The organism is Fuscovulum ytuae (assembly GCF_029953595.1).
GTDB lineage: Bacteria > Pseudomonadota > Alphaproteobacteria > Rhodobacterales > Rhodobacteraceae > Paragemmobacter > Paragemmobacter ytuae.
This window is the reverse complement of sequence record NZ_CP124535.1, coordinates 1,746,854-1,765,636: the sequence shown is the minus strand read 5'-3', so window position 1 is coordinate 1,765,636 and position 18,783 is coordinate 1,746,854. Positions and strand designations below refer to the sequence as shown.

18 protein-coding genes are annotated in these 18,783 nt (G+C 61.9%); 10 read left to right on the top strand and 8 right to left on the bottom strand.

The features are described from left to right. Positions 1-17: 17 nt before the first annotated feature. From QF092_RS08485 to QF092_RS08475, 3 genes are all read left to right on the top strand, one after another. Entirely contained in the window at positions 18-1,046 is a 1,029-nt protein-coding gene (locus QF092_RS08485) for a sulfotransferase family 2 domain-containing protein (RefSeq protein WP_281469384.1), read from the top strand. A gap of 91 nt (positions 1,047-1,137) precedes the next feature. Next, entirely contained in the window at positions 1,138-1,533 is a 396-nt protein-coding gene (locus tag QF092_RS08480; protein WP_281469382.1) for a DUF2177 family protein, read from the top strand. A 129-nt stretch (positions 1,534-1,662) separates the two neighbouring features. Further along, positions 1,663-1,986: an arsenate reductase family protein gene (locus QF092_RS08475; RefSeq protein ID WP_281469861.1), complete on the top strand. Its 324-nt coding sequence runs from the start codon at positions 1,663-1,665 to the stop codon at positions 1,984-1,986. 52 nt (positions 1,987-2,038) lie between these two features. Here the strand turns inward: QF092_RS08475 and QF092_RS08470 are convergent, their stop codons facing one another. After that, a complete protein-coding gene (locus QF092_RS08470) occupies positions 2,039-2,245 on the bottom strand; it encodes a cold shock domain-containing protein (RefSeq protein WP_281469380.1) in 207 nt (68 codons plus the stop codon). Between the two features lie 294 nt (positions 2,246-2,539). Next, positions 2,540-4,486 (bottom strand): threonine--tRNA ligase, encoded by a 1,947-nt coding sequence (gene thrS / locus QF092_RS08465; protein WP_281469378.1) that lies wholly within the window; start codon positions 4,484-4,486, stop codon positions 2,540-2,542. 180 nt (positions 4,487-4,666) lie between these two features. On the opposite strand from thrS, the gene QF092_RS08460 reads away from it, so the two are divergent. The 3 genes from QF092_RS08460 to QF092_RS08450 are packed head-to-tail and all read left to right on the top strand — an operon-like array spanning position 4,667 to position 7,115. After that, positions 4,667-5,407, top strand: coding sequence for an alpha/beta hydrolase (locus tag QF092_RS08460; protein ID WP_281469375.1), 741 nt, complete (start codon positions 4,667-4,669; stop codon positions 5,405-5,407). Beyond that, positions 5,407-6,387, top strand: a complete 981-nt coding sequence (locus tag QF092_RS08455; RefSeq protein ID WP_281469373.1) for an alpha/beta hydrolase — start codon at positions 5,407-5,409, stop codon at positions 6,385-6,387. Before QF092_RS08460 ends, QF092_RS08455 begins: the two co-directional genes overlap by 1 nt. Next, on the top strand, positions 6,384-7,115 hold the full coding sequence (locus QF092_RS08450) for an alpha/beta fold hydrolase (RefSeq protein WP_281469372.1): 732 nt from the start codon (positions 6,384-6,386) through the stop codon (positions 7,113-7,115). Before QF092_RS08455 ends, QF092_RS08450 begins: the two co-directional genes overlap by 4 nt. On the opposite strand, the gene phaZ is transcribed toward QF092_RS08450, so the two are convergent. Further along, on the bottom strand, positions 7,093-8,370 hold the full coding sequence (gene phaZ / locus QF092_RS08445; protein WP_281469370.1) for a polyhydroxyalkanoate depolymerase: 1,278 nt from the start codon (positions 8,368-8,370) through the stop codon (positions 7,093-7,095). The genes QF092_RS08450 and phaZ overlap by 23 nt on opposite strands. A 106-nt stretch (positions 8,371-8,476) precedes the next feature. On the opposite strand from phaZ, the gene phaC reads away from it, so the two are divergent. From phaC to QF092_RS08425, 4 genes are all read left to right on the top strand, one after another. Beyond that, the gene (gene phaC / locus QF092_RS08440; RefSeq protein ID WP_281469368.1) at positions 8,477-10,273 is read left to right on the top strand and encodes a class I poly(R)-hydroxyalkanoic acid synthase; all 1,797 of its coding nucleotides are present in this window, start codon (positions 8,477-8,479) and stop codon (positions 10,271-10,273) included. 156 nt (positions 10,274-10,429) lie between these two features. Further along, positions 10,430-10,879, top strand: a complete 450-nt coding sequence (locus QF092_RS08435; protein ID WP_281469366.1) for a Phasin — start codon at positions 10,430-10,432, stop codon at positions 10,877-10,879. A gap of 153 nt (positions 10,880-11,032) precedes the next feature. After that, entirely contained in the window at positions 11,033-11,599 is a 567-nt protein-coding gene (gene phaR / locus QF092_RS08430) for a polyhydroxyalkanoate synthesis repressor PhaR (protein ID WP_281469364.1), read from the top strand. Positions 11,600-11,620: 21 nt separating this feature from the next. Further along, positions 11,621-12,565: a LysR family transcriptional regulator gene (locus QF092_RS08425; RefSeq protein ID WP_281469362.1), complete on the top strand. Its 945-nt coding sequence runs from the start codon at positions 11,621-11,623 to the stop codon at positions 12,563-12,565. A 19-nt stretch (positions 12,566-12,584) separates the two neighbouring features. On the opposite strand, the gene QF092_RS08420 is transcribed toward QF092_RS08425, so the two are convergent. From QF092_RS08420 to QF092_RS08400, 5 genes are all read right to left on the bottom strand, one after another. After that, positions 12,585-13,772: a DegT/DnrJ/EryC1/StrS family aminotransferase gene (locus QF092_RS08420; RefSeq protein ID WP_281469360.1), complete on the bottom strand. Its 1,188-nt coding sequence runs from the start codon at positions 13,770-13,772 to the stop codon at positions 12,585-12,587. A 128-nt stretch (positions 13,773-13,900) separates the two neighbouring features. Then, entirely contained in the window at positions 13,901-15,202 is a 1,302-nt protein-coding gene (locus QF092_RS08415) for an NAD(P)/FAD-dependent oxidoreductase (protein ID WP_281469859.1), read from the bottom strand. A gap of 5 nt (positions 15,203-15,207) precedes the next feature. Further along, complete coding sequence (locus QF092_RS08410; protein WP_281469357.1) at positions 15,208-16,563, bottom strand: glutamine synthetase family protein; 1,356 nt, start codon at positions 16,561-16,563, stop codon at positions 15,208-15,210. Positions 16,564-16,605: 42 nt separating this feature from the next. Continuing rightward, positions 16,606-17,286 carry a type 1 glutamine amidotransferase gene (locus tag QF092_RS08405; RefSeq protein WP_281469355.1) on the bottom strand — a complete coding sequence of 227 codons (681 nt, stop codon included), beginning with the start codon at positions 17,284-17,286 and terminating at the stop codon, positions 16,606-16,608. A gap of 111 nt (positions 17,287-17,397) precedes the next feature. Continuing rightward, positions 17,398-18,735, bottom strand: coding sequence for a glutamine synthetase family protein (locus QF092_RS08400; RefSeq protein WP_281469857.1), 1,338 nt, complete (start codon positions 18,733-18,735; stop codon positions 17,398-17,400). Between the last annotated feature and the right edge of the window lie 48 nt (positions 18,736-18,783).

The window sequence follows — 18,783 nt, the reverse complement described above, 5'->3', positions numbered from 1 at the left end:
CAGTACAAGGCCCCGTCATGGTCAAATCCTACCGATCCCTCGCCGCGCATCGGCTGAGTGCGGTGATCCACTTCGTCCCCGGATCGAACCTTCTCTACATGAACAATGCGAAGGTGGCCTGCACCAATGTGAAGTGGTCCCTGATCGATGCATTCGCGCCCGAGGCCGGGGCGGTCGTCGACAATATCGGCTGGGTCCACCGCCGGGCCGAGACACCTTTCGCCAAAGGCCCCGGTCTGGCCCAGGCTTTGAAAGACGGCAATTTCACTGTCTTTTCCATGGTCCGGCATCCGCGCCGCCGTTTCATCTCGGCCTATTTCAACAAGGTGCATCGCCCGCGCTCGCCCACGGGCATCCATATCCTTGAAAGCGTGGGCCTTAATCCCGAACGGCGGCACAAACCCAAGGCGGTGCTTCGGGGTCTACTCCGCCTGCAACGCCAAGACATCAACCCCCATGTCGCGCCGCAGGTCGTGAACCTGTTCTGGGGCAGTGTCCGCTATGCCAAGGTCTTCCGGCTTGAGGCGTTAAAGCGGACGGGAGAAGCGTTGGTCTTCGACGATTTCCGCCTGCCGATGGCCGACAAGTCGCGTCATTCCACCCAGCACAAGGTCGACCTTTCGCTCTTCGACGACGAGGATTACGAGATGATCGATCATCTCTACCGCGATGATTACGAAGCCTTCGGCTATGACCGCGACCCGCAGACCCCCGTCAGCGATGAGGTGGAGGGGCGGGTCTTCGAACCCTTCCTTCTTGACCTTCTCACCCACAAGGCCCCTCTCGACGTGATCAAATCCCATTTCGGGATCGGCCCCATCGCGATGCTTCGGCAAAGGCTGAACGGTCCGCCACGCCCGCTGACCTATCTGGAAGTGGGCGCGATGATTGATGTCCTGTTCCCGAATGGTCGGCTGGCACAACTTCCGCCACGTCTGCGCGATGTGGTGACGCAAAGTGCGATGGAATCGGAAGAGAATGCCGAAAGGCTGCGCCAATCCCTTGCCGAGCTTGAAGCGCGGCCACGTGAAAAGGTCGGGGGTTAGCCTCAACAGGTGTGCCGGGGTTGCCAAGGGGAAGCAGGGCCTTTCCCCCACCTCTGCCCGTGCTATCTGTCGCCCCCGACAGGAGCCTCAGATGCAGATCGCCGTCCTTTACCTTTCCACCGCCGCCGTCTTCCTGATCCTTGATGCGATCATGCTGACCTTCGTGATGAAGCCGCTTTTCGACCGCCATATCGGCGCCTTGATGCTGGAAAACATCCGCATGGCCCCGGCGGCGGCCTTCTACCTTGCCTATGTGGCGGGGCTTCTTTTTCTGGTGTCGATCCCGGCATTGCGGACGGGGGCACCCGTCCTGATCCCGGCGGCGATCATCGGGGCGATGGCCTATGGCACCTATGAATTCACCTCCTATGCCATCATGAAGGATTGGCATTGGCAGATGGTGGCCACCGATACGATCTGGGGCACGGTGCTGACCGGGCTTTCCGCTTGGGCGGGGGTGGCAATCACCCGGGCGGTGGTAGGTTAACCACTGGCGAAGACACCGTTCGTTGCGTATGCACAGTTTGCTGCACAAAAGGCGGCACAAAAGGCGGCACAAGCGATGTGACGGGCGATGTGACGGGCGATGTGACGGGCGAAGATGGGGGCGAAGACGATGATCCTTTATGGCATTCCGACCTGCGATACCTGCAAGAAGGCGCTGAAGGCGCTGCAAGGGGCAGGCCATGACGTGACCTTCCGCGATGTCCGCGCACAGCCCCTGACCGAAGGGGAAATTGCTGAAATCGTTCAGGAATTCGGGGATCGGGTGATCAACAAATCCTCGACCACCTATCGGGCTTTCAACGATTTCCTCAAGGCGTCAGAGCCTGAGGCGCAAATCGCCGCCCAACCCACGGTGATGAAACGCCCCGTCATCCGCAACGGCGCAGACTGGCACCTCGGCTGGGATGACGCGGTGCAGGCGAAACTTCTGTAAGGAAAAGGCCCACCGCAGCGGCGGGCCTTACCTTTCAATGGGTTATAGAGGCTTACAGCAGCTTTAGGTCGCTTGCCGAAGCGCGCCCGTCGCGGCCCGATTGCAGTTCATAGGCGATTTTCTGGTTGTCGTTCAGGCCCTTAAGCCCCGCCCGCTCTACCGCCGAGATATGGACGAACACGTCCTTGCCCCCGTCATCGGGCGCGATGAACCCGTAACCCTTTGTCGTATTGAACCATTTCACGGTGCCGGTCGGCATGCCGCTTCTCCTTCAACTACCCCCCTGCGGCGATATTACCGTCAGGCCGTGCAAGCCAGGTCTTCCTTTATCCACTTGCCTGTGCGTCGCAGGGAAGGCGGTAGAAGTCTGTCGTCACAGTTGAAAATCATGCCAAAGCGCGGATGAAAATCAAGCCCGTTTAAGGGGCCGGGAATCAGGCTGCAACCCAATGAAACAAGGGGAAAATCAGCGATTTGACTGTTTTCTGGGCAGAATGTGAATCGTCCGCATCAAGGGAAAAAGAGGGCCAACAGCCCTCTTTCCCCCAGATTTTCACCGCATGTCGGGGGGCAGTGCGGCGGCGGAAAGTTCGGCCACGATGGCATCAAGCGACATGGTTTCGGTCCGGTTTTCGCCCAAACGGCGGACGGAAACGGTGCGCTCTTCAACCTCTTTCATCCCCACGGCAAGGATGACCGGCACCTTGCCCACGGAATGCTCACGCACCTTGTAGTTGATCTTTTCGTTGCGCATATCCGCCTCGGCCCGCACCCCGGCAAGGGTCAGTGCGGTCACCACCTCTTCCACGAAAGGATCGGCATCCGACACGATAGAGGCCACCACCACCTGACGCGGCGCCAGCCAGAAGGGCAACTTTCCGGCGTGGTTTTCGATAAGGATGCCGATAAAGCGTTCAAAAGACCCAAGGCAAGCGCGGTGCAGCATGAAGGGGCGATGCTTGGCCCCATCTTCGCCGATATAAGAGGCATCCAGCCGTTCAGGCAGGTTGGGATCAAGCTGCAGCGTCCCGCATTGCCAATCCCGTCCAATGGCGTCGGTCAGCACGAATTCCAGCTTGGGCGCATAGAAGGCCCCCTCGCCGGGGAACAACTCATAGGGATAGCCAGCCGCCATGCAGGCATTGGCCAGCGCCGCTTCCATCTTGTCCCAGATTTCATCCGATCCCACGCGCTTTTCAGGCCGGGTGGACAGCTTCACCCGCCATTTGTCAAAGCCAAGGTCGGAATAGATTTTCGCCAGAAATTCGATGAACTTCTTCGACTCGGATTCCACCTGATCCAGCGTGCAGAAAATATGCGCGTCATCCTGCGTGAAGCCGCGCACCCGCATGATGCCGTGCAAGGCGCCCGATGGTTCATACCGCGCGCAGGACCCGAACTCCGCCATGCGGATCGGGAGGTCGCGATAGGATTTCAGCCCCACATTGAAGATTTGCACATGGCAGGGGCAGTTCATCGGCTTCAGGGCGTTGACGACCTTTTCCCGCGCGCCTTCCTCGTCCACCTCCACGATGAACATGTTCTCGCGGTAGTTTTCCCAATGACCGGACGCCTCCCACAGCTTGCGGTTCACGACCTGCGGGGTGTTCACTTCGACATAGCCATCCCGGCGCTGCTGGCGGCGCATGTAATCCTGCAGCGTGGTGTAGATCGTCCAGCCATTCGGGTGCCAGAAGATCTGGCCCGGCGCCTCTTCCTGCATGTGGAACAGGTTCATCTCGCGGCCCAGCTTGCGGTGGTCGCGTTTCGCGGCCTCTTCCAGCATGGTCATATGGGCCTTCAGATCGTCGCGGTTCTTGAAGGCCACGCCATAGATGCGTTGCAGCATCGGGCGGCTGGCATCGCCCAGCCAATAGGCCCCCGCCACATGCGTCAGCTTGAACGCATCCGCAGGCACCTGCCCCGTATGCTGGAAATGCGGGCCACGGCACAGATCCTGCCAATGCCCATGCCAATACATGCGCAGGTCCTGATCTTCGGGGATCTTGTGGACCAGTTCGATCTTATAGGGTTCGCCGCGCTCTTCGTAATAGGCCAACGCATCGGCGCGGGACCAAATCTCGGTGCGGACGGGGTCGCGGGCGTTGATGATCTGCTTCATCTTGGCCTCGATCTGGCCAAGGTCATCGGGGGTAAAGGGTTCCGCCCGGTCGAAATCATAAAACCAGCCGTAATCGCGCACCGGGCCGATGGTGACCTTCACATCGGGCCAAATCTCTTGCACCGCGCGGGCCATGATATGGGCAAGGTCATGCCGGATCAGTTCCAGCGCCGGACCGTCATCCTTCATCGTGTTGATCGAGATACGGGCATCGGCATGGATCGGCCATTGAAGATCCCAATGCTGGCCATCGATCATGGCCGAAATCGCCGCCTTGGCGAGTGACGGCGCAATCGCCTGCGCCACCTGCGCAGGCGTCACGCCCGCGTCGAAGTGCCGGATATTGCCATCGGGGAATGTCAGGGAAATCTGGCTCATGGCCATGCTCCTCGTCGGTTTGGCGCCCACGGAACGCCCGGTTGCGGGTTATCTGCCGCCTTCCTGCGCGGGGCGGGGCGGATTGTCAACGGTGGGCAAGGCGCGACCCACGGCCCGTGGTGCCGCCTGTGGCATCCCAGCCCGCGCTTCGCTATGTCCTAGGCGATGAAGGAGGCTCCGATGACCGAATATCTGACCACCCCACAGGGCCGCCGCATTGCCCATCACCGGACAGAAGGGCAGGGACCGGGGATCGTTTTCCTTGGCGGCTTTATGTCCGACATGACGGGCAGCAAGGCGATGTTCCTGCAAGACTGGGCCGCCGCACAGGGGCGGGCCTTCCTGCGGTTCGATTATTCCGGCCATGGCCAATCTTCGGGCGCGTTTGAGGATGGCTGCATCGGTGACTGGGTCGAAGATGCATTGGCCATGATCAAGGCGCTGACCGAAGGGCCGCAGGTCCTTGTCGGGTCATCGATGGGCGGTTGGATCGCCCTGCAGATTGCCCGCACCCTGCCTGATCGGGTGAAGGGCCTTGTCGGAATCGCCCCTGCGCCGGATTTCACCGAAGACAGCATGTGGGCAGGCTTTTCCGAAGCGCAGCGCGTGGCCCTGATGGATCAGGGGCGCATTGTCATACCGTCGGATTATTCCGAAGACGGCTACCCCATCACCCGCCGCCTGATCGAGGATGGGCGTGGGCGGCTGGTCCTGCGCACCCCGCTTTCCCTGCCGTTCCCCGTGCGCATCCTGCAAGGCACGGCTGACACTGATGTGCCGGTTTCCGTCGCGCTGCGTCTGATGGATCACGCCGACTGCCCCGATCTGCGCCTGACCTTGGTGAAAGGTGCCGATCACCGCTTTTCAACGCCCGAATGCCTTGCCATGATCGCCACAGCGGTGAACGAGGTGAGTGTGTGATGCGTGCTTTCGGGAAATGGCTGGGCCGGGTCCTTGTCCTTCTGGTCATCGCGGCGCTGGCGCTGTGGTTCGCCGTCCCGCGCAGCGGGATTGACCGGCAGATCGCCTTTTCCGAAACGAACATCCCCGCCGATGTCGAGGCCTATATCAACCAGCGCGAGCAGGCATTTTCCGACATTCGCCCGGGGGATGCAAAGCGCATCCTCTGGGCTGGGACCAAGGGGGCAAAGACGCCGCTTGCCATCGTCTATGTCCATGGCTTTTCCGCCAGCCCCGCCGAAATCCGCCCCGTCCCGGATGAAGTGGCCCGCGCCTTAGGCGCGAACCTCTTCTTCACCCGCCTCGCAGGCCATGGCCGCGACGGGGCCGCGATGGCCGGGGCCAGCGCCGAGGATTGGCTTTTCGACATGGCCGAGGCGATGGCTGTTGGCCGCCGTCTGGGCGACCGGGTCATCGTGATGGGCACCTCGACGGGCGGCACGCTGGCGGCACTGGCCGCGACCGACCCGCAATTGAACGAAGGGCTGGCGGGAACAGTTCTCGTCTCTCCGAATTTCGGCATCCACCCGCCCGCGCAATGGCTGCTGGATGCGCCCTTGATCGAAAGCTGGGGAAGCGTGGTCGCGGGTGAGACGCGATCCTTCACGCCGATCAATGCAGAACAGGCCCGCCACTGGACAACCGAATATCCGACCACGGCGCTGTATCCCATGGCCCGCCTGATCCGCGAAGCGCGTGCTGCTGATTACGCCGCGGCGCAGACACCTGCGCTTTTCCTTTATGCGCAGGCCGATCAGGTGATCGATCCCTCCCGCATCCCGCCCGTCATCGCCGCATGGGGCGGCCAGACGCGGGTGGAACTGCGCGAGATGCAGGGCGATGACGATCCCTTTTCGCATGTGATCGCGGGCGACATCCTGTCGCCCGGCCAGACCGAACCCGTCATCGCCATCATCGCCGATTGGGCGCGCGGGCTGTGAACGAACCGATCCTTCTGATCCCCGGCTTGCTGTGCGATGCGCGCATCTTCCTGCCGCAGATCGTGCATCTGGGGCGCAGCCATCCCATGCATGTGGCCCTTCCGGTGCAAGGCGACACGGTGGAACAGATGTCCGAGGCGATCCTTGCCACGGCCCCACCGCGCTTTATCCTGATCGGGCAGGGGTTGGGGGGCGATGTCGCGTTGGATATCCTGCGGCGCGACAATGGCCGGGTCAGCCGCGCGGTGCTGATTTCCACCGATCCCCTGGCCGAACCGCCGGCGACGGCCGCCGCGCGCGAGGCGCGCATGGTTGCGGCCAAGGCGGGCCGTCTGAAAGAGGTGGTCACGCAGGAATATCCCGAAGCTGCCTTTGCCCCGTCCGAATGGCGCAATGAGATCATGGCGCTTTTGCGCGACATGGCGCTGACGCTGGGCGAGGGGAACTTCCTGCGCCAATCTCGCGCCCTGCAACGCCGCCCCGATCAGCAAAAGACGCTGCGCCGCGCGAACCTGCCGCTTCTGATGATCGCGGGGGCAGAGGACAGCCTTATCCCCTTGCGCCGTCAGGATTTTGCGGCCCAGCTTGCGCCCCATGCCAAGCTTGAGGTGATCGAAGGATCGGGCCATCTGCCCACGCTAGAGCAGCCCGAAGCCGTCACCGCCCGGATCGAGGCCTTCTTGAACGGCCCGATGATGCTGCGCCCTATTGCGAGGCCGCGAGGCTGATCTTCGCCTTCTTCGGGTTCGGCGTGCCGGAATTGGCGTCAATGAAACTCAACACCAATGGCCGAATGTTCAACCGCCAAGACTTGCCCGCGAAGATGCCGTAATGCCCCGCGCCGGGTTCCAAGTGGCTCGCCTTCTTCTCATCCGGCAACCCGGTCAGAAGGTTCAGCGCCGCCACACATTGGCCGGGGGCAGAGATGTCATCATTCGCGCCTTCAACCGTCTTGACCGCCACCTGCGTGATCGCGCCGATATCCACCCGCTTGCCCGCCACTGTGAATTGGTTCTTCGCAATCTCGCGGTTCTTGAAGATACGCTCGACGGTCGAAAGGTAGAATTCCGCCGTCATATCCATCACGGCCAGATATTCGTCATAAAACCGGTTATGCGCGTCGTGATCCGATGCCTCGCCCCGCGCGACGCGCATGATCTGCTCGGCGAAGGCCTTGGAATGGCGTTCGGCATTCATCGACATGAAGCTTTGCAGCTGCATCAGGCCCGGATAGACCATCCGCCCCGCGCCTTTGTATTTGAAACCCACGCGCTGGATCACCGTCTGTTCCAGCTGCCCCATCGTCACGCGGCGACCGAAATCCGTCACATCGGTGGCGGCGGCATCGGGGTCGATCGGCCCACCGATCAGGGTCAGAGAGCGCGGCTGCGCCTCTGGGTCCTCACCCGCCAGATAGGCGGTGGCGGCCAGCGTCAGGGGCGCGGGCTGACAGACGGCGATGATATGGGTATCCGGCCCCAACGCGCGCATGAAGTCCACAAGGTAGAGCGTGTAATCCTCGACATCGAACTTGCCGCAAGACACCGGGATGTCGCGTGCATTGTGCCAGTCCGTGACATAGACATCCGCATCCGGCAAAAGCGAAGCGACGGTGGACCGCAGCAAGGTGGCGTAATGCCCCGACATGGGGGCCACGAGCATGATCTTGCGGGCCATCGGCGCGCGGCGGCGCACGAAGAACTGCACCAGATTACCGAAGGGGCGTTCCACGACCGTCTTCACGTCGACCAGATGGTCGGTGCCATCCGGCCCCACGATGGACCGAATGCCCCAGTCCGGCTTGGCGACCATGCGCCCGAAGGTGCGTTCCGTCACCTCACCCCAAGCCGCCATCAGCGGCAGGACTGGGTTCATCGACATCGCAAAGGCGGGGTATGAGGCCATGGCGCGCGCGGTGGCACCAAGCCACTCATTTGTATTACGAGCCGTTTCCATCATGTCGTAGGTGAACATATACCGCAAACTGCGTCTCCTTGTCCGGGTGGGCCATCACCGGCATTCACAGCTTTCCCCTCCGGGCAGGTGGCGGTATGCTGCACAGCGGCGAGGATATGGGGGAAATATTCGCATGACAACGGAAGACAACGACGCAGGCGAACGTCTCGTTAGATTGAACGAGAATCTCGCCAAGGTCGAAGCGTTGTCGCAGCGCCTTGTCGCGGCGCTGGGGCGGCGGCGTGCCGTCGACAACGCGCTGCATGGACCTGCCCCCGACGTCTATATGAAAGCCGCCGCCGCCTATCTGGCCGAGATGATGCAAAACCCGGCCAAGATCCTTGAACATCAGATCAATTACTGGGGCAAAAGCCTGAAGCATTACGTCGAGGCGCAGCAGACGCTCGCCAAGGGAGAGTTGAAAGCCCCGCCGGATGCCACCCCCAAGGATCGCCGCTTTGCCAACCCGCTGTGGGAAACGCATCCCTTCTTCAACTACCTCAAACAGCAATATCTGATGAACGCCGAGGCGATTTCATCGGCGGTGGATGACATGTCCACGCTTGATCCGGCGGATAAACGGCGGGTGGAATATTTCACGCGCCAGATCGTCGATATGTTCTCGCCCACCAATTTCCTTGGCACGAATCCCGACGCGCTGGAACGCGCGGTGGAAACCGATGGCGAAAGCCTTGTGAAAGGCCTTGAAAATCTGGTCGCGGATATCGAGGCGAATTCCGGCGATCTGGTCGTGACGCTGGCGGATCGCGAGGCCTTTCATGTGGGCCAGAACCTTGCCACCACGCCCGGTGCGGTGGTCTATCGCAACAAGATGTTTGAACTGATCCAATATGCGCCGACGACCGAAAAGGTGCATGCGACGCCCCTGCTGATCTTCCCGCCATGGATCAACAAGTTCTACATCCTTGACATGAAGCCCGCCAACAGCCTGATAAAATGGGTTGTCGATCAGGGCTTTACGGTTTTTGTCGTGTCTTGGGTGAACCCCGATGGCAGCTATCGCGACGTGGGGCTGGATGACTATATCCGCGACGGTTACCTGCGCGCCATGGCCGAGACGCGGCGTATTACGGGCGAAAAGCAGATCAACTGCGTGGGCTATTGCATCGCGGGGACGACCCTGTCGCTGACGCTGGCGCATCTGGAAAAGGCCGGCGACACATCGGTGAAATCCGCCACGCTTTTCACCACGCTGACCGATTTTTCCGATCCGGGCGAGGTGGGGGTCTTCCTCAACGACGATTTCGTCAATGGGATTGAACGGCAATCGGAACAGGATGGAATCCTGTCGCGCTTCTTCATGTCGCGCACCTTCAGCTTCCTGCGGTCGAACGACCTGATCTACCAGCCTGCCATCAAAAGCTACATGATGGGTGAGGCGCCGCCCGCCTTCGATCTGCTTTACTGGAATGGCGATGGCACCAATCTGCCCTGCAAGATGGCGGTCGAATATCTGCGCGGCCTGTGCCAGCAGGACCGCTTTGCCACCACGGGCTTTCCGGTCTTTGGCAAGCCTGTCACGCTGGCCGATGTGAAACTACCCCTCTGCGCCATCGCCTGCGAGACGGATCACATCGCCCATTGGCGCGGCAGCTTTAACGGCGTCAAACAGATGGGGTCAAAGGACAAGACCTTCATCCTCTCTGAAAGCGGCCATATCGCCGGGATCATCAATCCGCCGTCCAAGGGTAAATACGGCCATTACACCAATGACGGACCCGTGGCCGGCACGCCCGAGGATTGGAAGGCCGGCGCCACCTACAACACGGGCAGCTGGTGGCCACGCTGGGCGGAATGGCTGGCCGCGCGGTCGGGCAAGAAGATCAAGGCGCGTATCCCCGGCGATTCGGGGGCGGAACTTCTGGCCCCGGCACCGGGCACCTATGTGACCGCGACGCCAAGTCCCTGAGGTCGCGCACAATTCCCGGTTGCCAGACACATTCCGCGCTTGCAATGCTGCATTGCAGAAAAAGACTTGAAATGCTGCGCTGCAGCATGTATGTATTCGTCATCAGGAAACACCCGCTCACCCGCCCTTCAGACCGGCACGCCAGGAGTTAGACAGATGACCAAGACCACCGATTTCACCAAAGTCATGCAGGACATGATGGCTTCCTTCCCGGTCGACGCTTCGGCCATGCAGAACGCGTTCAAGACGCAGGCCGCGATGGGCGAAAAGCTGTCGAAAGTGGCTCTGGAAGCCGCTGAAAAGTCGACCGAGATCACCGCCAAGTGGACCAAAGACACCATCGCCAAGCTGGGCGACGTGTCCAAGGCCAAGACCGAGCCGACCGAATACACCAAGTCGGTGACCGATTTCGCCTCGGCCTATGCTGAAATGGCCGCTGAAAACATGGCCGCCTTCGCCGAAGTCGCCAAGAAAGTCCAAATGGAAACGGTCGAGCTGATGCTTGCCGCTGGCAAGGACTTCTCGGAAGACGCGACCGCCGCTGTCAAGAAGGCGACCGCTGAAGTGACCTCGGTGGCCAAGAAGGCCGCTGCGGCTGCGAAGTAAGACTTAGCGTATCGCGTCTCCGCATCCTCCTCCCTGTCGGATGGACGCGCTTTGGGCGGGCCTTGTGCCCGCCCTTTCTTTTTGAAAACCCCTGCCTTAAGCTTCTCTGCGATGCAGCCATTGCAGTTGCAAAAGGAATGGGGAGGGTGGCCTATGGCCGATACCGACAAGCCGCTTCTGATCAAGCGCTATGCCAGCCGCAGGCTGTATAACACCGAAACCTCTGATTACGTGACGCTTGAGGATATCGCAGGCTTCATCCGGGCAGGGCGGGAAGTGCAGATCGTCGATCTGAAATCCGGCGATGACCTGACGCGGCAATACCTTCTTCAGATCGTCGCCGAACATGAGGCAAAGGGCGAAAACGTCCTGCCGATCAATGTGCTGACCGATCTGGTCCGGTCCTACACCACGGAAATGCAATCCGTCGTTCCCCAATTCCTTGCCGCATCCTTCGAAATGCTGCGCGAAGGCCAGTCGAAGATGATGGAAAACCTGTCAGCCTTCCCCAACCCCATGGCCGCGATGCCGGGGTTTGAGGCGATGCGCAAACAGCAAGAAGTCTTCATGCAGGCCTTCATGGGCGGCTTGCCCGGTTGGGGCGGGTCCGGCCCGGGCAAGGAAGAGGCCCAAACGGCCGAGACCGCGTCGAAAGATGACGAGCTTGCCCAGATCAAGCGGCAACTGGCCGAATTGCAGAAAAAGCTTTCGAAACTCTGATCGACGGAAAGGGGGCGTCCCATGACCGAAGGCCAGGGGCGCGTCACCCTCTGGGGGATCGAAGTCTTTCTGGCGGCAGCCGAAGAGGGCGCGATTTCCACCGCTGCGCGGCGCCTGGGCGTCAGCCCCTCCGCCGTCAGCCAACAGCTGTCCTCACTTGAATCCGCGTTGGGCGCAGTGCTGATGGACCGCAGCGCAAGGCCCCTGCGGATGACCCCGGCGGGCACCATGTTCCGCCGCCATGCGCAAGTGATCCTGAACGCCGAGGCCGAGGCGCGTGCCGAACTTGCACTGGCTGACCTGTCGGGGCTGACGACGCTGCGCCTCGGCATGATCGAGGATCTGGACGCCGAGGTGACGCCGCAACTTCTGGCGGAACTGGCCACGGAACTGAAAGGCTGTCGCTTTCTTCTGGAAACAGGGGCCAGCCATCACTTGCAGGAGCAGCTTTCGAACCGCGCATTGGATATGGTCGTGGCCGCAGATGCCCCGACCGAAGTGGCGGAAGGTTGGCGCGAGGTGCATCCCCTGCTGGCCGAACCCTTCCTTGCCGTCGCACCAAAGGGTGCCGATCCGGCCGACCTGCCCCTGATCCAATATACCACACGTCACCTGATGGGCCGCCAGATCGCCGCGCATCTGGCCCGGCAGAATATGCGCATCGGCGCACGGTTCGAACTGGACAGCTACACCCCGATCCTCGCCATGGTCGCGGCAGGGGCGGGCTGGACGATCCTAACGCCCTTGGCCCTGCACCATGCCGCGCGCTTCCGTGATGCGGTGGACCTGCGCCCCTTGCCCTTTGATGCGCTGGGCCGGACCCTGTCGCTTCAGGCCCGCGCTGGTGTTCTGCGCGACATGCCGGGGGAGGTAGCGGTGCGCCTGCGGCGTCTGCTTGACCGTCAGGTGGTGCAACCCACCCGCGCCCTCTGGCCCTGGTTGGGCGACAGCCTCCGGACCTTGTGAGCGCGGATATTTTTCGCCTTCAGCCCATCACCTCGCGCGCCGCCTCGATCAGGGCGCTGGCGATATAGTCCAACTCTGCTTCCGTCAGCCGGGCGGGCAAGCGCACGTCGCAGGCCCGCATCAGCATGGCCCGCGTCCGCGGAAGATCGGGCAGATCGCCAAGGAATTGCCAGTTCCAATAAGCCCGTGCATTGCCCTCGGACAGGCCGAAGACCTGCACCGATACGCCGCGCCGCTTGGCCGCCTTCTGGAAGGCCCGCGCCGCCTCATCCGACCAATCGCCCTTCAGGTTGAACTGGATGGAATCCGGTGCGCGTTCTTCCTGCGGCAGGGCAGGGGGCACATGCAGCAACCCGCAATCATTCAGCCGTGCCGCGACCCAATCATGGTTTGCCCGGCCTTGCGTCACGCGCCGGGCCACTTCGGGCAGTTGCGGCCGGATCACCGCCGCCGAAAGGTTCTGCATGCGCAGGTTATAAAGCGGCAGCTTGTTCTGCCAATGCGCGCAGCTGTTCGACAGGCCCGGATGTTTCTTCCAGTTCTCCTCATAGGCGCCCGACATGATGATCGCCCGCGCCGCCAGTTCCGGGTCATCCGTCACAAGGATGCCGCCTTCGCCCGCATTCACAAGCTTGTAGGACTGAAAGCTGAAGCATCCCACCTTGCCGATCGTGCCGATCTTCTTGCCGTTCCACAGCGTGCCAAGGGAATGCGCCGCATCCTCGACCACCGGAATGCCGCGCGCATCGCACAGCGCCATGATCGCATCCATATCCGAGGTATGCCCCCGCATATGGCTGATCATCACCGCCTGCGCATCGTCAAGCTTGGCTTCGAAATCGCCCATATCGACGCGGTAATTCTCGCCCACTTCCACCAGCACGGGCACGCAATCGGCATGGACCACGGCAGAGGGAACGGCAGCAAAGGTAAAGGCCGGGATCAGGACCCTTGCCCCATGCGGCAGGTCCAGCGCCTTAAGCGACAGAAACAGCGCCGCCGAACAGGAGGATACCGCCAAGGCATAGCGCGCGCCCATCAGCTCTGCAAATTCCGCCTCCAGCAGCGCCACAGGCGCATTCTCGGGGGCGGTGTAGCGGAACAGGTCACCCGAAGAGAGCAGTCGGTCGATCTCTGCCCGCGCTGCATCGGGGATCGGTTCGGCATCATAGACATTCGGGGCGATCACCTGTCCGTCCGGGGCCATACCTGCACCTTTTCTAAAACTCTTCTTTCAGTTTTCTGTAAAGGCACGGATGTCACATTTCCAGTGACAAGTTCACGACAGGGGCGAATTCCCCCCCTATGCTTGCGGGAAACCGCCGACAGTCGGGGCTACAGCCCCAACCTGTCGCGCATCGAATACCATGTCATCGCAAGAACTAGCATCGGCCAGCGCAGGGCCACCCCACCGGGAAAGCGCGGCGTGGGCAGCCGGGCCATCAGGTCAAAGCGTTCCGCCTGTCCTGACACCGCCTCGGCCAGAATACGGCCCGCCAGCGTGGCCATGGCCACACCATGCCCCGAATAGCCCGAAGCCGACAGGACATTCGGTGCCACCCGCAGGAAACAGGGGTTGCGCGTCATGGTGATGGCCAGCGTCCCGCCCCAAGCATGGTCAATCTTCACGTCGCGCAGTGCGGGATAGACCTCCAGCATCGGTTTCCGCACCGTCTTGATGATGTCGGGGAACCGATAGCCATAGCTTTCGCCTCCCCCGAACAACAGCCGCCCATCCTCGGACAGGCGCCAGTAATTCACCACGAATTTCGTATCCGCCACGGCGACGGGTTCGGCCAGAACCTCCTTCGCCCGGTCGCCCAAGGGTTCGGTCGCGACGATGAAATTGTTGATCGGCATCACGCGGGCCGCCACCTGCGGCTCTAGCCCGCCCAAGTAACCGTTGCAGGCAAGGATCAGGTGATCGCAGGTCACATGGCCTTGGGCCGTCGTCACCACGGGCCGCGCACCTTGCTGGGTGCCTGTCACCTCGGACCCTTCATGGATCACCGCCCCCGCCGCCCCCGCCGCCTGCGCCAGTCCGATGGCATAATTCAGGGGATGCACATGGCCCGCGCCCCGGTCCACCTCTCCCCCGGCAAAGACGCCCGACGGGATCAGCCGCCCGATCCCTTCGCGCGACAGGGGTTCCAACTGATCATAGCCATAATCGCGGCGCAGCTTTTCGGCATAGGCCGCCGCATGGCGCACCTCGCTGTCGCTCCAACAGGCATGGGCGATGCCGGGATAAAACCGCACCGGCATGTCATGGTCCGCAATCAGCCCGCGCACCATGTCCTTCGCCTCTTCCGCGAAATCCCACAGCTTTTTGGCATCGGCCAGCCCGACCGCCGCCTCTAGCGCATCCTGATCCAGCCTTTGACCGCTGCCCACCTGCCCGCCATTGCGGCCCGACGCGCCAAAGCCCACGCGATGCGCCTCCAGCACGATCACCTTCAGACCCCGCTGCGCCAGATGCAGCGCGGCAGACAGGCCCGTATAGCCACCGCCCACGATACAGACATCGGCCCGCGCCGCCCCCTGCAACGGGGGCAGGGGGCCGAACGCGGCCCTTGTGGCCGCGTAATAGGACGGGGGATATTCCCCCGCCCGGTCATTGGCATGCAGAAGGTTCATCGGCATCAGACGTTCAGCAGCAGGTGCTCCCGCTCCCACGGGCTGATGACTTGCAGGAACTCTTTGTATTCGTTCCGCTTCACGCTGTCATAGACATTGCAGAACTCCACCCCCAGCACCTCGCGCAGGGAAGCATCCTCTTCCAAAAGGTCCAGCGCATCGCCAAGGTTATAGGGCAGGTCGGATTCCATGTTATAGGCATCCTCGGTGCATTCCGCGCGGGGCATCTTACCCGCCTTCAGCCCCAGATAACCGCAGGCAAGGCTGGCCGCGATCCCCAGATAGGGGTTGCAATCCATCCCCGCGAGGCGGTTTTCCAGTCGCCGCGCCTCTGGCCCCGAAATCGGAACGCGCAGCCCCGTGGTGCGATTGTCCCGGCCCCATTCAAGGTTGATGGGCGCGGCAAAGTCGGGGACATAGCGGCGATAGCTGTTGACGTAAGGGGCAAGCAGTGCCACGGCCGCTGGCAGATGGGTCTGCATGCCCGCGATGAAATGCAGGAATTCGGGCGTCTCGCCACCCTTCTTGTCGGAAAAGATGTTCTTCCCGGTTTTCGCATCCACCACGGAATGGTGGATATGCATGGCGCTTCCCGGTTCGCCTTCAATGGGCTTGGCCATGAAGGTGGCAAAACAGTCATGCCGCAGCGCCGCCTCGCGGATCAGCCGCTTGAAGAAGAAAATCTCATCCGCCAGTGCCACAGGGTCGCCATGGGCAAGGTTGATCTCGATCTGGCCCGCCCCGCCTTCCTGAAGGATGCCGTCAATTTCAAACCCCTGCGCCTCGGCGAAATCATAGATGTCGTCGATAACCTTGCCGTATTCGTCCACCGCGCTCATCGAATAGGCCTGTTTGCCGGCTGCGCGGCGGCCTGATCGACCCATGGGCGGGATGATCGGCATATTCGGGTCGATGTTGCGCGCAACAAGGAAGAATTCCATTTCGGGCGCAACGATGGGCTGCCAGCCTTCGGCATTGTAAAGCTGCACGATCCGCTTCAGGACATTGCGCGGAGCGGTGGGCACGGGGTTCCCGGCCTGATCCTGCGCGTCATGGATGACCTGCAACGTCACATCCGCCGTCCACGGGGCCGCAGTGGCGGTGGAAAAGTCGGGCACAAGGATCATGTCAGGTTCCGTGAAAGACCCCGCAGGATTGTCAGCCCATTCCCCAGTGATCGTTTGCAGAAAGATCGAATTGGGCAGGAAGTAACTGGTCTGTTTGGCAAATTTCGAGGCAGGCATCGCCTTGCCCCGCGCCACCCCGGCGATGTCGCCGATGATGCATTCCACCTCGTCCACGCGACGCCCCGCGATCCAATCGCGCGCCGCTTCGGGCAGTTTCTCGGTCCATTTGGACATATGTCACACTATGCGTTTATGGGTTGCCCGCCACGCCCGTAATCAGGCGCGCGGTTCCTTGAAGAAGGCGGCAATACGTCCCGCCATGGTCTTGTCCTGAATGGGCAGGTCCAGCTTGGCGGCAGCCTCGGCCATCACCTCGTCAGGGACCAGCCCCTTGCCCCGTGTCCGCATCAACCCATCGACGAATTCGGGGCGGAATTCGGGATGGGCCTGCACCGTCAAGGCGCGGTCATCATAAAGCAGCGCCGCATTGGCACAGAAGTCATTGCTTGCAATCACCGTGGCCCCGGCTGGGGCCTTCACCACCTGATCCCGATGCCATGCGTTCAGGCGTAGCATCTCACCGCCGAAATCATATTCCGTCGCGCCGACGGCCCAGCCGCCCGCATAACGCTCCACCTTTCCGCCCATGGCTTGCGCCACGATCTGGTGGCCAAAACAGATGCCCACCACCGGCACGCGCGCGGCAAAGGCATCACGGATGAACTGCTCCAGCGGCGGGATCCAGGGATGATCCTCATAAACCCCGTGCCGCGACCCGGTGATCAGCCAGCCATCCGCATCATGGACCGATGAGGGGAATTCCTCCTCCACCACCTTCCAGGTCTGGAAGGAGAAGCCATGCCCGTCCAGAAGGCGGGCGAACATATCGGGGTAATCCCCCATCTCGGGGGCGAGCGCCTCTGGCGCAAGGCCGGTTTGCAGGATGCCGATCCGCATCTGGTTCCATCCAAGGTTTCGTCAAAGCTAGGCGCGCGCCCCGACCTCTGGCAAGGGCTACGCCATGCGCGGGGCAAGAAGAATTTTCGGATGAAAATTCTTCGGCCCCTGTCAGACTGTATCGAGGTAAAGCTCCACCCGCTCGCTCTCGCTCAACTCGCCGATGTAATGCAATTCCTGTCGCTTGGTCTGGATCAGGTTCTTGATCAGCTCCGGATGCAGAAAACGCGGCACCGTGGTGCTGTGTTCCAAGGCCTCGATCGCGCCTTCCCATGTATCCGGGATCTGCGGCAGATCCTCCATCGCATAGGCGTTCCCGGTGATCGGGGGCGGCGGTTCCATCGCCTGCGTGATCCCATCAAGCGCCGCGCCAAGGATCGCGGCCAGCATCAGGTAGGGGTTCACATCCCCACCGGCTACGCGATGTTCAATCCGTCGCGCCGAAGGATTGCCCGCAGGAATGCGGATCGCGCTGGTGCGGTTCTCATATCCCCAGCAGATTGCCGTCGGCGCATGTTTCCCCGGCACCAGCCGCTCATAGCTGTTCTGGTGCGGCGCGAAGATCAGCGTCGAGTCGTGCATCGCGTTCAGGCATCCGGCCACGGCCGAGCGCAACGTCGCCGTCCCCTTCGGCCCGCCGCTGTCGAACACGTTGCGCCCATCTTCATCGACGAGGGAGAAATGCGTGTGCAGGCCGGACCCGGAATATTCGGGATAAGGCTTCGCCATGAAAGAGGCGGCAAAGCCGTGCCGCCGGGCCAGCCCCTTCACCAGCATCTTGAACAGCCAAGCATCATCCGCCGCGCGCAGCGGATCGTCGCAATGCATCAGGTTCACTTCAAACTGGCCCAGCCCCGTCTCCGACGTGGTCGTGTCGGCGGGAATGTCCATTGCCTCGCAGGCGTCGTAAAGATCGGTGAAAAAGCTGTCGAACGCATCCAGCGCCCGGATCGACAGCGTCTCTGCCGCCTTCCGCCGCTTGCCCGACCGGGGCGAGGGCGGCACCTGCAAGGTCTTGCCGCTGTCGTCGATCAGGAAAAACTCCAACTCCATCGCCACCACGGGCGTCAGGCCGCGTTCCTTGAACTTTTCCACCACCGCGCGCAGGGCATGGCGGGGGTCGCCCTCATAGGGCGTGCCGTTTTCGCGGAACATCCAGATCGGCAGCAGGGCCGTCGGTGCCTCCAGCCACGGCATGGGCATGAACCCGCGCTCGGTGGGCTTCAACACCCCGTCTTGATCGCCCTGCTCGAACACAAGCGGGCTTTCGTCGATATCCTCGCCCCAGATATCAAGGTTCAGGACCGAAAACGGGAACCGTGTCCCGTTCTTCACCACATTCTCCGCGAACCGCGCCGGAATGCGCTTGCCGCGCGCCTGCCCGTTCAAATCAACAGCGGCCACACGGATGGTCCGCACGTCCGGATGCTTCCTCAGCCAATCCTTCATCATCATTATCACCAGACGGGGGGGCATAGGCCCGGCCCCGGTCTTTCC

Bases quoted from the DNA above. Each gene is read 5' to 3' on its own strand.
- QF092_RS08485 (WP_281469384.1), top strand. From the start codon at position 18: ATGGTCAAATCCTACCGATCCCTCGCCGCGCATCGGCTGAGTGCGGTG.
- QF092_RS08480 (WP_281469382.1), top strand. From the start codon at position 1,138: ATGCAGATCGCCGTCCTTTACCTTTCCACCGCCGCCGTCTTCCTGATC.
- QF092_RS08475 (WP_281469861.1), top strand. From the start codon at position 1,663: ATGATCCTTTATGGCATTCCGACCTGCGATACCTGCAAGAAGGCGCTG.
- QF092_RS08470 (WP_281469380.1), bottom strand. From the start codon at position 2,245: ATGCCGACCGGCACCGTGAAATGGTTCAATACGACAAAGGGTTACGGG.
- thrS (WP_281469378.1), bottom strand. From the start codon at position 4,486: ATGAGCCAGATTTCCCTGACATTCCCCGATGGCAATATCCGGCACTTC.
- QF092_RS08460 (WP_281469375.1), top strand. From the start codon at position 4,667: ATGACCGAATATCTGACCACCCCACAGGGCCGCCGCATTGCCCATCAC.
- QF092_RS08455 (WP_281469373.1), top strand. From the start codon at position 5,407: ATGCGTGCTTTCGGGAAATGGCTGGGCCGGGTCCTTGTCCTTCTGGTC.
- phaC (WP_281469368.1), top strand. From the start codon at position 8,477: ATGACAACGGAAGACAACGACGCAGGCGAACGTCTCGTTAGATTGAAC.
- QF092_RS08435 (WP_281469366.1), top strand. From the start codon at position 10,430: ATGACCAAGACCACCGATTTCACCAAAGTCATGCAGGACATGATGGCT.
- phaR (WP_281469364.1), top strand. From the start codon at position 11,033: ATGGCCGATACCGACAAGCCGCTTCTGATCAAGCGCTATGCCAGCCGC.
- QF092_RS08425 (WP_281469362.1), top strand. From the start codon at position 11,621: ATGACCGAAGGCCAGGGGCGCGTCACCCTCTGGGGGATCGAAGTCTTT.
- QF092_RS08420 (WP_281469360.1), bottom strand. From the start codon at position 13,772: ATGGCCCCGGACGGACAGGTGATCGCCCCGAATGTCTATGATGCCGAA.
- QF092_RS08415 (WP_281469859.1), bottom strand. From the start codon at position 15,202: ATGAACCTTCTGCATGCCAATGACCGGGCGGGGGAATATCCCCCGTCC.
- QF092_RS08410 (WP_281469357.1), bottom strand. From the start codon at position 16,563: ATGTCCAAATGGACCGAGAAACTGCCCGAAGCGGCGCGCGATTGGATC.
- QF092_RS08405 (WP_281469355.1), bottom strand. From the start codon at position 17,286: ATGCGGATCGGCATCCTGCAAACCGGCCTTGCGCCAGAGGCGCTCGCC.
- QF092_RS08400 (WP_281469857.1), bottom strand. From the start codon at position 18,735: ATGAAGGATTGGCTGAGGAAGCATCCGGACGTGCGGACCATCCGTGTG.